We start from the raw sequence: 12,335 nt of genomic DNA on the forward strand, positions 1-12,335 counted from the left end.
TGATGATCGACGCCGACCCCACCATACGCCCAGAGCCCTTGCCCGAAGACAATGATCGCGCCCTGCGCCCGCAGGGCCTGAACGAGTTCATCGGTCAGGCCGAGGCGCGGGCCAATCTGCGGGTCTTCATCCAGTCGGCCCGACAGCGCGGCGAAGCGATGGATCACACGCTGTTTCACGGCCCGCCCGGCCTGGGCAAAACCACGCTGGCGCAGATCATGGCACGCGAGTTGGGCGTCAGTTTCCGCATGACCTCGGGGCCGGTTCTTGCCAAGGCCGGTGATCTGGCAGCGATCCTCACCAATCTCGAAGCGCGCGATGTGCTTTTCATCGATGAGATCCACCGCCTGAACCCGGCAGTGGAAGAGGTGCTCTATCCCGCGATGGAAGATTTCGAGCTCGATTTGGTGATCGGTGAGGGCCCCGCCGCGCGTACCGTGCGGATTGAGTTGCAGCCCTTTACCCTGGTGGGGGCCACAACGCGCATGGGGCTTCTGACCACGCCGTTACGCGACCGGTTCGGCATCCCCACGCGGCTGCAATTCTACACCGTCGATGAACTGCACGAGATCGTCACTCGCAACGCTCGCAAGCTGGGCGCACCCGCCGATGACGCAGGCGCGCGCGAGATCGCGCGGCGTTCTCGCGGCACGCCCCGGATTGCGGGCCGCCTGCTGCGCCGGGTGGTCGATTTCGCGGTGGTCGAAGGCGACGGGCACATTACGCTCGATCTGGCCGATAGTTCGCTGACCCGGCTCGGCGTCGACAATCTGGGCCTCGACGGGGCCGACCGGCGCTATCTCAAGCTGATTGCCGACAACTACGCGGGTGGGCCTGTTGGTATTGAGACCCTGTCGGCGGCGCTCAGCGAGAGTCGGGATTCGCTGGAAGAGGTGATCGAGCCTTACCTGCTGCAACAGGGCCTGATCCAGCGCACGCCGCGCGGACGGATGCTGGCGCAGAAAGCCTGGACACATCTGGGCCTGCCGATGCCCAAGCGGCAAAGCGATCTCTTTGGTTGAAGCCGCGGGTGGGAAATTCTATTCCTCCGGCGGCAACTGTTCCGCAATCAGAAGGGGCCGGGTGTGACACCTGACGAGATCGAAGCGCTATTTACCCGCAGCGGTGGTGAGTTTGCCTTTGCCCGCTGGGGGAGGCCCATCGTACCGATTGTCTTTGGGGTCGAAGATCAGACGCTGTCGGTGGTCAAAGGTGCGTTCGAGGCCGTGGTGACGCTGGCCGGGCACAAGATGGCCGAAACCGACCCCGAGCTTGGCGCCAATTGCATGGTCTTTTTCTTCCGCGACTGGGCCGAATTGCTCGAGGTGCCCGATCTGGACCGGCTGATCCCCGATCTGGAGCCGTTGGTTAGTCGCCTGAAAGGCGCCGATGCCAACCAGTATCGGGTTTTCCGGTTCGAAGAGGATGGCGCGATCCGTGCAGCCTTTGTCTTTCTGCGCATGGATACGGAGTTGTCGAAAGTGCCTGCCGAGACATTGGCACTCAGTCAGGTGGTGCAGACGATCTTGCTCTGGTCCGACACGGCCTTCCGCAGGCAATCGCCTCTGGCCGTCGCCGCAGACACCACCATCCTGCGGCCTGAAATCGCCAACCTGATCCGTGCCGCTTATGATCCGGTCCTGCCGGGATCGGCGCAGGATGCCGCGCATGCGCTGAGGCTCTTTGCCCGGATGGAGCCGCCACAGTGACCCATACTTTCCCGATCCGCGTCTATTACGAAGACACCGACATGGGCGGGATCGTCTATCACGCCAATTACCTGCGCTATATAGAGCGCGCGCGCTCGGACTGGGTGCGCAATCTGGGCAATGACCAGAACGCCATGCGTGATGCAGGCATTGTCTGGGTCGTGCGCAAGATCGAAGCCGAGTATCTGGCCGCCGCCCGTTTCGACGACGAGTTGATCGTCGAAACCGAGATGAGCAATCTTTCGGGCGTGCGGCTGACCATGTCGCAACGGGTCAGGCGCGGCGATACCGAGGTTTTCCGCGCCACGGTCACCGCCGTCTGCATGAATGATGATGGAAAACCCGTCCGCCTTCCGGCAGAGATTCGCGCATTGTTGTAACAATACTGCGCATTGGGCTGGTTCTGTTGGCAATCAGCCCCGATCTGCGATAGCGTTCTGCGAAACAAAGGCCGAAAAAAACCGGCACGCAGGCAAAAAAGAGCAGGTTCATGGAAACAGAAACGCTGGTTCTGGCGCAGGAGATTGATTTCTCACTGTGGGGGCTTTTTGCCCGTGCCACTTTTACCGTCAAACTTGTCATGCTGATGCTGATCGTGGCCTCGTTCTGGTCGTGGTCGATCATCTTTCAGAAACTCATCACCTATCGCACGGCGCGCCGCGAGGCGGGCACGTTCGACCGGTCCTTCTGGTCGGGCGAACCGTTGGACGGGCTGTTCGAAAAGATCGGACCGCAGCCCGATGGCAGTTCGGAAAAGATATTTGCCGCCGGCATGATCGAATGGCGACGATCACATCGCAACGATGGCGGGATGATCGCCGGCGCGCAGGCGCGGATCGACCGATCGATGGATGTGGCCATCGCAAAAGAGGCCGAAGGGTTGCAAAAGGGCCTGTCGATCCTGGCAACGGTCGGTTCCACCGCACCGTTCATCGGCCTGTTCGGCACGGTCTGGGGCATCATGAACGCCTTTATCGAGATCGCCGAGCAGCAGAACACCAACCTCGCCGTTGTGGCACCCGGCATTGCCGAGGCGCTGCTGGCCACCGGTCTGGGCCTGCTGGCCGCGATCCCGGCGGTGATCTTCTACAATAAGCTGAGCGCGGATAGTGACCGGATCGTTGGCGGCTATGAGGCGTTTGCCGACGAGTTCGCCACCATCCTGTCGCGCCAGTTGGATAGCTGAGCCATGGGTGCGTCGGTCCAGCAGAGTGGTGGGGGCGGCAATGGTCGTCGTCGCGGGCGCCGTCGCGGCGGACGTGCGCAGCCGATGTCCGAGATCAACGTCACGCCTTTTGTCGACGTGATGCTGGTGCTGCTGATCATTTTCATGGTGGCTGCGCCGTTGCTGACTGTTGGTGTGCCGGTAGAATTGCCCAAAACCGCGGCCAGCGCGTTGCCCTCCGACAGTGAGGAGCCGCTGACCGTTACCATCACCGCCGAGGGCGCGGTGCAGATCCAGACCACCGATGTCCCGCGCGCCGAGCTAATCTCGCGGCTGCGCGCCATCGCGGCGGAACGCAGCAGCGATCAGGTCTTCCTGCGCGCCGACGGGTCTATCGCCTATGAGCAGGTGATGCAGGTAATGGGCGCGCTGAATGCTGGGGGATTTTCGAATGTGGGGCTTGTGACCGATACCGGTGGGCCGACATTGGATGAGAGCGGAGAGTGAGGCAGCGGTTTGCAGACCGGCACCAAGATCTCGGCAGTGGCACATGTCGCGCTAATCGGCGTGGCGCTCTTTGGGGGTGCCTTCCGCTCGGAACCGCTGCCCTTTGAGGTGCAGGAGGTTGCGATCATAAGCGGTGAACAATTTGCCGCCATGACCGCCCCCAACGAGGCGCCTGAAATCACCACGCAAACCGAGACCCCCCAGACGCCCGAAGCGGAGGAGGAGGTGGCAGCACTGCCCGAGCCGGAAACGCCCGAGCCGGAGCAGACCCCGCCTGAGGTGGTTCCCGAACCCGAGCCGGAACCGGTGCCCGAAGCGGTTGTCGAGACCCCAGAGCCCGAAGTGATCGAAGAAACGCCCACACTGGACACGCCTGAGCCCGAGGTCGCCGTTCTGCCCGCCCCACCGGGTGAGGTCGCGCCCTCGCGCCCCGCCGACCGGGTCGCGCCGCAGCCAGTTGCCCCGCCGCCGCCGGATGCAACGCCGGATGAGGTGGACACGCCTCCTGTCGTTGCCGAAGAAGGCGCCGATGAGCCGCGCGAGGAACAGGAAGCCACCGCACAGGAGGAAGCGACCGACCGGATCGTGACCGAAGCCGAGGAATCCGCTGATATTGCACCGCAACGCTCGCCACGCCCGCCTGCTCGGCCTGATAATCTGCGCAAGCCGGTTGAAGTGGCGGAACCGGCAGAACCCGAGCCTCAGGAAGATCCCAACCGCGAGACGGCCGTGAATGACGCGCTGACAGAGGCACTGTCCGGGGGCGAAGATACAACGCCAGAACCCGCCGCCCCTGCGCCCACCGGCCCGCCACTGACCAGCGGTGAGAAAGAGGCGCTGCGTGTTGCGGTGTCCAATTGCTGGAACGTTGGCTCGCTCTCGACCGATGCGCTGGGCATCACCGTGACCGTTGGAGTGACGATGAACCAGGACGGAACGCCTAGCAATGGCTCGATCCGGATGCTGGACAGTTCCGGCGGATCGCAAGCCGCGGCCAGACAGGCCTTTGAAGCCGCACGGCGGGCAATCATTCGCTGTGGGGCACGGGGGTTTAATCTGCCCGTCGAGAAATTCAGCCAATGGCGTGATATTGAGATGACATTCAATCCCGAGAGGATGCGGATCAAATGATGAAACTTCTGACCAGCATATTCCTGGGGGCGGCCTTGTTGGCCGTTCCGGCGGTGGCGCAGAACAAACCGCTCCGGATAGAGATCACCGAGGGCGTGATCGAGCCATTGCCCTTCGCGGCCCCGGATTTCGTGCCCGACACGCCTGCGGCGGCGCAATACGCCACCCAGCTATCTCGTGTGGTGGCAGCGGACTTGACTGGAACCGGGTTGTTCCGCGAGATCCCCGCAAACGCCTATATCAGCCAGGTGTCCAGCTTTGATGCCCCGATCCAATATGCTGACTGGAAAGCCATCAACGCACAGGCGCTGGTCACCGGCGGAGTAAGCGTTTCGGGAAACACGCTCACGGTGCGGTTCCGCGTCTGGGATGTGTTCTCGGACACCGAGCTTGGCAACGGGCTGCAATTTACCGGCACCGTGGATGGCTGGCGGCGCATGGCGCATAAGGTGGCCGATCAGGTCTATAGCCGGATCACCGGCGAGGGCGGTTACTTCGACAGCCGCGTGGTCTTCGTATCAGAAAGCGGGCCCAAGAACGAGCGTCGCAAGCGGCTGGCGATCATGGATTATGACGGCGCGAATGTTCAGTACCTGACAGACAGTTCCTCGATCGTATTGGCACCGCGCTTTTCACCCGCAGGCGACCGGGTACTCTATACCAGCTATGAAAGCGGCGTGCCGCGCATTTATGTGCTGGACGTGGGTGCGGTGCAGCGCAATGTGCTGCCGACCCAGGAGGGCACCATGAGCTTTGCGCCGCGCTTTTCGCCGGATGGTCGCAACGTGGTCTACTCGCTGGCGCGCGGCGGTAATACCGACCTCTATCTGATGGATATCAACAGTGGCCAAAGCCGCCAGCTGACCAACGCGCCCTCGATCGAAACCGCGCCCAGCTTCTCGCCCGATGGCAGCCAAATCGTTTTTGAAAGCGATCGGTCGGGCACTCCGCAGCTTTATCTAATGCCCGTCACCGGTGGCGAGCCGCGCAAGATCAGTTCTGGCAAAGGGCGCTATGGCACGCCGGTCTGGTCGCCACGCGGCGATCTGATCGCCTTTACCAAGCAAAGCCAGGGCCGGTTTCATATCGGTGTCATGCGCACCGATGGCAGCGAGGAACGCCTGCTGACAGCCTCGTTCTTGGACGAAGGGCCGACCTGGGCGCCGAACGGGCGTGTCATAATGTTCACCCGCGAAACCCAGGGCGCACAGGGGCGTGCGACGCTTTATTCCGTCGATATCTCGGGCCGCAATCTGCGGCCGGTGCGTACCCCGGACGGGGCCAGCGACCCGGCTTGGTCGCCGTTGCAGAAGTGATGACCCCTGCGCGTTCACATGCGGCGACGGCTGTGGTAAAAGATGAACAACAAAAAAACAAAGTGAGGCTGAGGGAATGAAAGTATCGAGCAAACTGGCCGCGTTGGGCCTCGTGCTGGCCGTAGCGGCCTGCACCAATACCTCTCCATTTGCGGCAAGTGGCGGCGACGGGGGCGCGGGTGGCGCCAATGGTAGCGTCGAACCAGGATCGCCCAGCGATCCGCGCTCGCCGGCCTATTTCCAACAGGCCGTTGGCGACCGGGTTTTGTTCACAGTGAACGAATCCACGTTGACCGATACAGCCAAGGCGACCTTGCAGGGCCAGGCCGATTGGCTTTTGCAAAACACCGACTATGCCGCCAGAATCGAGGGTCACGCAGATGAGCAGGGCACGCGGGAATACAACCTTGCACTAGGCGCGCGACGGGCCAATGCGGCGCGTGAATACCTGATCTCGCGCGGGGTTGCGGGCAACCGGATCACCACGGTGAGCTATGGCAAGGAGCGCCCAATCGAGATTTGTAGCCAGGAAGCCTGCTATGCCAAGAACCGGCGTGCGGTCACGGTTCTGGTTGCCAATGTGACAGGATAACGAGATGCGGTTTGGCGTATTTGCCTTTGCGGCAGCGATGTTGGTGGGCTCTGGCCTGGGTGGCACGGGCGCGCTGGCACAGGATCAGCAGACCTTGGCGGATATCCGTCAGGAACTGACGGTGCTGAATGTCGAGATCCAGCGCCTCAAGCGCGAATTTTCCACCACTGGTGCGCCGCAGGCGCAAACCAGCGGGTCCACCGTGCTGGAACGGGTCGATGCGATCGAGTCCGAGTTGCAGCGCCTCACGCGCCTGACCGAACAGCTCAACCAACGGGTCGATGGCATCGTCAAGGACGGCACCAACCGCATTGGCGACCTGCAATTCCGGCTCTGCGAACTGGAGAGTGAATGTGACATTGCCAGTTTGCCTGACACTCCGACGCTGGGCGGTGACGTGGCAACTCCGCTGGTTGCCACGCCAGACCCGGCACCTGCGGAACCCGGAACCGGTGGCACTGAACTGGCCGTGGGCGAGCAGGCGGATTTCGATGCCGCAACCAAAGCACTCGAGGCGCAGGACTATGTCCGCGCGGCCGAGCTTTATACAGCATTCAACACCAATTATCCCGGCAGCCCTCTGGCGGCGCAGGCGCAACTGAGCCGCGGCCGCGCGCTGGATGGTCTAGGCGATACCCGGGAGGCCGCGCGCGCCTATCTGGCGAGTTTCACCAATGACTCCTCAGGGGCCACGGCGCCCGATGCGCTCTATCAACTTGGCGCTGCGCTGGGCAGGCTGGGACAAAATAGTCAGGCTTGTTTGACACTTGGCGAGGTTGGGACTCGATTTCCCGGCGCAGATGCGGTATCGGCAGCCCATAGCGAAATGACAGCTTTGGGTTGCAATTGATTCATTTTAACGACGATCTTCTGGCGACCCTGCTGGCAGGGCTGCCGAAACCGCTGCCCGATCGGATCGGGGTTGCGGTGTCGGGTGGTGGTGATTCCGTGGCCCTGCTGCATTTAGCCAGCCGCGCGCTTGCGGAATCTGGCTGCACTGTTCTGGCGGTGACCGTTGATCATGGGTTGCGCCCCGAGGCGGCGGCCGAGGCCACACAGGCTGCCAAACTCGCGGCGTCACTTGGGGTGGAGCACAGCATCCTGAACTGGCAGGGCTGGGACGGGCAGGGCAACTTGCAGGATCAGGCCCGACGCGCGCGCTACAGCTTGTTGACCGACTGGACGCGGGCGCAGGACATTCCGGTTCTGCTGACTGGCCACACAGCCGACGATCAGGCCGAAACCGTTCTTATGCGGCTGGCGCGGTCCTCGGGCGTGTCAGGGCTGGCCGGTATGCCCGCCGCGCGCGATCTGGGTGGCGCTACGCTGCTGCGACCGTTGCTGGGCGTCAGCCGTAACGATCTGCGCTGCTATCTGCGGCGGCAGAATGTAGATTGGGTCGACGACCCCTCGAACGAAGATACCCGCTTCGAGCGGGTGAAGGCGCGGCATGCGCTGGACGCGCTGGCACCGCTGGGCATCACCGGTACTGTGCTCACCGATGTGGCTCGCAATATGGCACAGGCGCGCGAGGCGCTGGAGCGTTATGCGCAGTTCGCCGCGCAGATCGCGCTTGAAACCGATATGGGCGATGTCATTGCTGATGCCGAGGTTCTTACCGAGTTGCCGGAAGAAATCCGCCGCCGCCTATTGATCGGCGCGGTCTGTTGGGTCAGCGGAGAGGAATACCCGCCCCGCCGTGCCGCCGTGGAAGAAGCAATGGGCGCGATCGCCGCTGGAATGGGCGCGACCCTGTCGGGTTGTCGCATTCTGGTGCAGCAGGGCAGCATCCGTATTTGCCGCGAGTTCAGCGCTGTTGAGAGCAATACCGTCCCAGCCGACGCCCTTTGGGATGGGCGCTGGCGCGTGTTCGGCCCAGTTACGGCGCAAACCGTGCTCTGTCCGTTAGGTGAGGCGGGGCTGGCGCAGTGCCCCGATTGGCGCGCCACCGGTCGCCCGCACGAGGCGCTGATCGCCTCGCCATCGGTCTGGATTGGTGATAGTCTGGTCTCGGCCCCGCTGGCGGGGCTCGACAATGGCTGGGCACTCAGTCTGATACTGGATGAAGAAGCTTTGTTTAACGCGTTTTTATCGCATTGAACCTGCCCCAATCATCTCTATTTTAGTAGCCTAGCCGGCCGATCCTTGGTTTACGGCCGATAGTTTAGGAGACATTCCTTGGGTAACGCACGCAACATCGCCTTCTGGGTCGTACTGTTCTTGCTGATTCTTGCGCTTTTTAACCTGTTTAGCGGCTCTGGCGGCACGCTTCAGAGTCAGGAACGGACCTATTCCGAATTCGTTTCCGCCGTTGATGACGGCGAGGTGACGCGGGTGACGCTGGATGGGGAACAGATTCGCTACCGGACCAGCGACAACAAAGATTACGTCACGATCAAGCCGGGCGATGCCGAGGTCACGAAGCTTCTGATCGACAAGAACATCCCGGTTCGTGCTGAAAAGCAGCAACAATCGACGTTCCAGTCGTTCCTGATCACGCTTTTGCCCTTCCTGCTGCTTATCGGGGTCTGGGTCTATTTCATGAATCGGATGCAGGGCGGCGGCAAAGGTGGCGCGATGGGCTTTGGCAAATCCAAGGCCAAGATGCTGACCGAGAAACATGGCCGCGTGACCTTTGACGATGTTGCGGGCATCGACGAGGCCAAGGAAGAATTGGAAGAGATCGTGGAATTCCTGCGCAACCCGCAGAAATTCTCGCGCTTGGGCGGCAAAATCCCCAAGGGCGCGCTGCTGGTTGGCCCTCCGGGCACAGGTAAGACGCTGTTGGCCCGTGCCATCGCAGGCGAGGCGGGTGTACCGTTCTTCACCATTTCGGGTTCGGATTTCGTTGAGATGTTCGTGGGTGTCGGCGCGAGCCGTGTCCGTGACATGTTCGAACAGGCCAAGAAAAATGCTCCTTGCATCGTTTTCATCGACGAGATCGACGCCGTGGGACGCCATCGTGGCGCTGGTTACGGTGGTGGCAACGATGAACGCGAACAAACCCTCAACCAGCTGCTGGTCGAGATGGACGGGTTCGAGGCTAATGAAGGTGTGATCATTCTGGCGGCGACCAACCGCAAGGACGTTCTGGACCCCGCGCTGCTGCGTCCGGGCCGGTTCGACCGCAACGTGACCGTCAGCAATCCCGACATCAAAGGCCGCGAGAAGATCCTGCACGTGCACGCGCGCAAGACGCCTCTGGGTCCCGATGTCGACCTGCGCATCATCGCGCGCGGCTCTCCGGGGTTTTCGGGCGCTGATCTGGCCAACCTCGTGAACGAAGCCGCGTTGATGGCGGCGCGCGTTGGCCGCCGCTTCGTCACCATGGAAGATTTCGAGGAAGCCAAGGACAAGGTGATGATGGGGGCCGAGCGCCGCTCGATGGTTCTGACCGCCGATCAGAAGGAAAAGACCGCTTATCACGAGGCCGGACATGCCGTGGTAGGCTTGGCGCTGCCGGAATGCGACCCGGTCTACAAGGCGACAATCATCCCGCGCGGCGGCGCGCTGGGCATGGTCGTGTCGTTACCTGAGATCGACCGTCTGAACTGGCACAAATCGGAATGTGAGCAGAAGCTGGCGATGACCATGGCGGGCAAAGCCGCTGAAATCATCAAATATGGCGAGGACAATGTCTCGAATGGTCCGGCCGGTGACATCCAGCAGGCCAGCCAATTGTCTCGCGCGATGGTGATGCGCTGGGGCATGTCCGACAAGGTCGGCAATATCGATTATGCCGAAGCGCATGAGGGCTATAGCGGCAACACCGCCGGGTTCTCGGTCTCGGCCCATACCAAGGAACTGATCGAGGAAGAGGTCAAACGCCTGACCCAGGAAGGCTATGAGCGCGCCTATAAGATCCTCACCGAAAAGAGCGAGGAATGGGAGCGTCTGGCGCAGGGGCTACTGGAATATGAAACCCTGACCGGCGAAGAAATCGCGCGCGTCATGCGGGGCGAACCGCCCACTTCGGAGGATGACGAGGGCGACACACCGGATCAGGGCAGCGCACCCAGCGTGACTGCGATCCCAAAAACCAAACCCAAATCCACACCGCCCGAAGGGGGCATGGAGCCGGAACCGACAACCTGAGCCATTCATCCGGTGCAGAATTTGCGACGCGGCTGGTGCTGCGTCGCTTTTTCGTTACCTTTGTGAACTTCTTGTCAACGTGCCATTGCACGGCTTATGGGCCGTCCCTAGATTGTGACGACTTTGCTAACCCCCACCCAATCCGGAAGGACGCCCGTACTATGGCGACACTGAATGATCACAGCAGCTTTTCTCAGCCCGTACGGGGCGGTGGCACCTTGCTGCCGTTCTGGATTGCCGGTCTGATCGTCGCTGCATTCTTGTCATTCGACATCGGGCTTTCCCATGGGCTGAAATCGGTGACCAGTGAAGGTGGGCCGATCGAAACGGCTTCGGCTCTGTTGTGGGGTTATGCTGCGCTGTCACTGATCTGGGTCGCGCCGGGCATTGCGCTGGGGCGCGGCTGGCATTTTATCCTGTTGTTTTTGCTTTTTGCTGCGCGCGAACTGGATATGGACAAGGCCTATCTTAGTGAGGGCATCCTGAAAGCGCGTCTTTATACTGGTGACGCGCCACTTGGCGAAAAGCTGATCGGGCTAATGGTGATCGCGCTGATCCTGAGCGTCGTGATCCGCATGCTGCGAGAAAATCTGGGCGATTGGCTGCGCGCTCTGCGGCAGGGATCGACCTGGGCTTTGGCGGCGGGCGGGGCTTTGTCGCTGGCAATTGTGTCCAAGACCGTCGACGGCGCAGGCCGTAAACTGGCGCCGCTGGGCATTGATCTGAGTCATACGCTCGACACAGGGTTGGGTATGGCCGAAGAATGGATGGAGCTGGGTTTTGTCCTGCTGGCTATTCTTGCTGTTTGCCTCTGGGCGCGCGGCCGGACGGAGTTTGGCCCAACCCCCTGAGGCGCGCTTTTTGTTGCCAAACCCGGACGAGGCTTCAAACTGAACCCGCGTTAGCACAAAAAGCGGAGATTCGGGATGCCGGTTCTGAAAGAAAGTGGCTATGCGGGCGAAGTGATCTGGCTGGGCCATGTCGCAGCGGGCGGCTCTTTGCGGGCGCAGCCAGTCGATCACCTCAATCTCGGCTTTGCTGGGCTGTCGGATGAACGACATGGCGGCACCAACCGGGCGTCCTGCTCGCGTGTGCGCAACCTCTATCCCGAGGGCACCGAGATCCGCAATGTCCGGCAATTGACGATCCTGTCCGACGAAGAAATCGACGCCATCGCGCAGGGCATGGGGCTGGCGCAGCTCGATCCGGCGTTGCTGGGGGCCAATGTGGTGATCCGTGGCATTCCCGATTTCACCCATATCCCGCCGTCCTCGCGGCTGCAGGGGCCATCGGGCCTGGTGCTGACCGTGGACATGGAGAATCGCCCCTGCATCCTGCCCGGAAAAGAGATCGAAACCGTGTCGCCGGGTCACGGGGCCGGTTTCAAACCGGCCGCACAGGATCGGCGCGGGATCACTGCCTGGGTCGAACGACCCGGCGGTCTGGCGCTAGGGGATCGGCTGGTACATTTTCAGCCCGATCAACTTGGCTGGGCGCCCTGAAGGTCCGAAAAACCCGCCCGGTTTCCGATTTGAAACAGCTCATTTCAAGCTACGCCGCTTCGCGACAAGAAAGTGTCGGAATTCCTATCTTTGTCGAAGCGACGTAACGTTAGGAGTGTCGCAGGGCCGTCAGCGTATGCGTCGGCATGCATTGCATTCTAGCAGGGATCGTCGTCAATGAGCTACAAGTCCGATATTGAGATTGCCCGTGAGGCAACGAAGAAACCCATTCTGGAGATTGGCGAGAGGCTTGGAATTTCCAGCGATGATCTGCTGCCTTATGGCCATGACAAGGCGAAGGTGAGCCAGGATTTCATC

At 61.7% G+C, this 12,335-nt stretch carries 14 protein-coding genes; all 14 read left to right on the forward strand.

Annotation, left to right across the window (positions count from 1 at the left end):
• Positions 1 to 2: 2 nt before the first annotated feature.
• The gene (gene ruvB / locus AB1E33_RS16745; RefSeq protein WP_372578418.1) at positions 3 to 1,022 is read left to right on the forward strand and encodes a Holliday junction branch migration DNA helicase RuvB; all 1,020 of its coding nucleotides are present in this window, start codon (positions 3 to 5) and stop codon (positions 1,020 to 1,022) included.
• Positions 1,023 to 1,085: 63 nt separating this feature from the next.
• The gene (locus AB1E33_RS16750; protein ID WP_372578419.1) at positions 1,086 to 1,709 is read left to right on the forward strand and encodes a hypothetical protein; all 624 of its coding nucleotides are present in this window, start codon (positions 1,086 to 1,088) and stop codon (positions 1,707 to 1,709) included.
• Positions 1,706 to 2,089, forward strand: coding sequence for a tol-pal system-associated acyl-CoA thioesterase (gene ybgC, locus AB1E33_RS16755; RefSeq protein ID WP_372578420.1), 384 nt, complete (start codon positions 1,706 to 1,708; stop codon positions 2,087 to 2,089). The genes AB1E33_RS16750 and ybgC overlap by 4 nt, the downstream gene beginning before the upstream one ends.
• A gap of 110 nt (positions 2,090 to 2,199) precedes the next feature.
• The gene (gene tolQ, locus AB1E33_RS16760; protein WP_372578421.1) at positions 2,200 to 2,895 is read left to right on the forward strand and encodes a protein TolQ; all 696 of its coding nucleotides are present in this window, start codon (positions 2,200 to 2,202) and stop codon (positions 2,893 to 2,895) included.
• A gap of 3 nt (positions 2,896 to 2,898) precedes the next feature.
• The gene (gene tolR, locus AB1E33_RS16765; RefSeq protein WP_372578422.1) at positions 2,899 to 3,381 is read left to right on the forward strand and encodes a protein TolR; all 483 of its coding nucleotides are present in this window, start codon (positions 2,899 to 2,901) and stop codon (positions 3,379 to 3,381) included.
• Positions 3,382 to 3,390: 9 nt separating this feature from the next.
• Entirely contained in the window at positions 3,391 to 4,512 is a 1,122-nt protein-coding gene (tolA, locus tag AB1E33_RS16770; RefSeq protein WP_372578423.1) for a cell envelope integrity protein TolA, read from the forward strand.
• On the forward strand, positions 4,509 to 5,828 hold the full coding sequence (tolB, locus tag AB1E33_RS16775; protein WP_372578424.1) for a Tol-Pal system beta propeller repeat protein TolB: 1,320 nt from the start codon (positions 4,509 to 4,511) through the stop codon (positions 5,826 to 5,828). The genes tolA and tolB overlap by 4 nt, the downstream gene beginning before the upstream one ends.
• Positions 5,829 to 5,904: 76 nt before the next feature.
• Positions 5,905 to 6,420 carry a peptidoglycan-associated lipoprotein Pal gene (gene pal, locus AB1E33_RS16780; RefSeq protein ID WP_372578425.1) on the forward strand — a complete coding sequence of 172 codons (516 nt, stop codon included), beginning with the start codon at positions 5,905 to 5,907 and terminating at the stop codon, positions 6,418 to 6,420.
• 4 nt (positions 6,421 to 6,424) lie between these two features.
• Complete coding sequence (ybgF, locus tag AB1E33_RS16785; protein WP_372578426.1) at positions 6,425 to 7,270, forward strand: tol-pal system protein YbgF; 846 nt, start codon at positions 6,425 to 6,427, stop codon at positions 7,268 to 7,270.
• Entirely contained in the window at positions 7,267 to 8,520 is a 1,254-nt protein-coding gene (gene tilS, locus AB1E33_RS16790) for a tRNA lysidine(34) synthetase TilS (RefSeq protein ID WP_372578427.1), read from the forward strand. The genes ybgF and tilS overlap by 4 nt, the downstream gene beginning before the upstream one ends.
• 78 nt (positions 8,521 to 8,598) lie before the next feature.
• On the forward strand, positions 8,599 to 10,515 hold the full coding sequence (gene ftsH, locus AB1E33_RS16795; protein ID WP_372578428.1) for an ATP-dependent zinc metalloprotease FtsH: 1,917 nt from the start codon (positions 8,599 to 8,601) through the stop codon (positions 10,513 to 10,515).
• A gap of 161 nt (positions 10,516 to 10,676) precedes the next feature.
• Positions 10,677 to 11,366 (forward strand): hypothetical protein, encoded by a 690-nt coding sequence (locus AB1E33_RS16800; protein ID WP_372578429.1) that lies wholly within the window; start codon positions 10,677 to 10,679, stop codon positions 11,364 to 11,366.
• Positions 11,367 to 11,441: 75 nt separating this feature from the next.
• Positions 11,442 to 12,017, forward strand: a complete 576-nt coding sequence (locus tag AB1E33_RS16805; RefSeq protein WP_372578430.1) for an MOSC domain-containing protein — start codon at positions 11,442 to 11,444, stop codon at positions 12,015 to 12,017.
• Between the two features lie 177 nt (positions 12,018 to 12,194).
• Positions 12,195 to 12,335: formate--tetrahydrofolate ligase (locus AB1E33_RS16810; RefSeq protein ID WP_372578439.1), on the forward strand; the 141-nt coding region annotated here is incomplete at its 3' end.

It is taken from the genome of Ruegeria hyattellae (assembly GCF_041537925.1).
Lineage (GTDB): Bacteria > Pseudomonadota > Alphaproteobacteria > Rhodobacterales > Rhodobacteraceae > Ruegeria_C.

Bases quoted from the DNA above. Each gene is read 5' to 3' on its own strand.
- ruvB (WP_372578418.1), top strand. From the start codon at position 3: ATGATCGACGCCGACCCCACCATACGCCCAGAGCCCTTGCCCGAAGAC.
- tolQ (WP_372578421.1), top strand. From the start codon at position 2,200: ATGGAAACAGAAACGCTGGTTCTGGCGCAGGAGATTGATTTCTCACTG.
- tolR (WP_372578422.1), top strand. From the start codon at position 2,899: ATGGGTGCGTCGGTCCAGCAGAGTGGTGGGGGCGGCAATGGTCGTCGT.
- tolB (WP_372578424.1), top strand. From the start codon at position 4,509: ATGATGAAACTTCTGACCAGCATATTCCTGGGGGCGGCCTTGTTGGCC.
- pal (WP_372578425.1), top strand. From the start codon at position 5,905: ATGAAAGTATCGAGCAAACTGGCCGCGTTGGGCCTCGTGCTGGCCGTA.
- ybgF (WP_372578426.1), top strand. From the start codon at position 6,425: ATGCGGTTTGGCGTATTTGCCTTTGCGGCAGCGATGTTGGTGGGCTCT.
- AB1E33_RS16800 (WP_372578429.1), top strand. From the start codon at position 10,677: ATGGCGACACTGAATGATCACAGCAGCTTTTCTCAGCCCGTACGGGGC.
- AB1E33_RS16805 (WP_372578430.1), top strand. From the start codon at position 11,442: ATGCCGGTTCTGAAAGAAAGTGGCTATGCGGGCGAAGTGATCTGGCTG.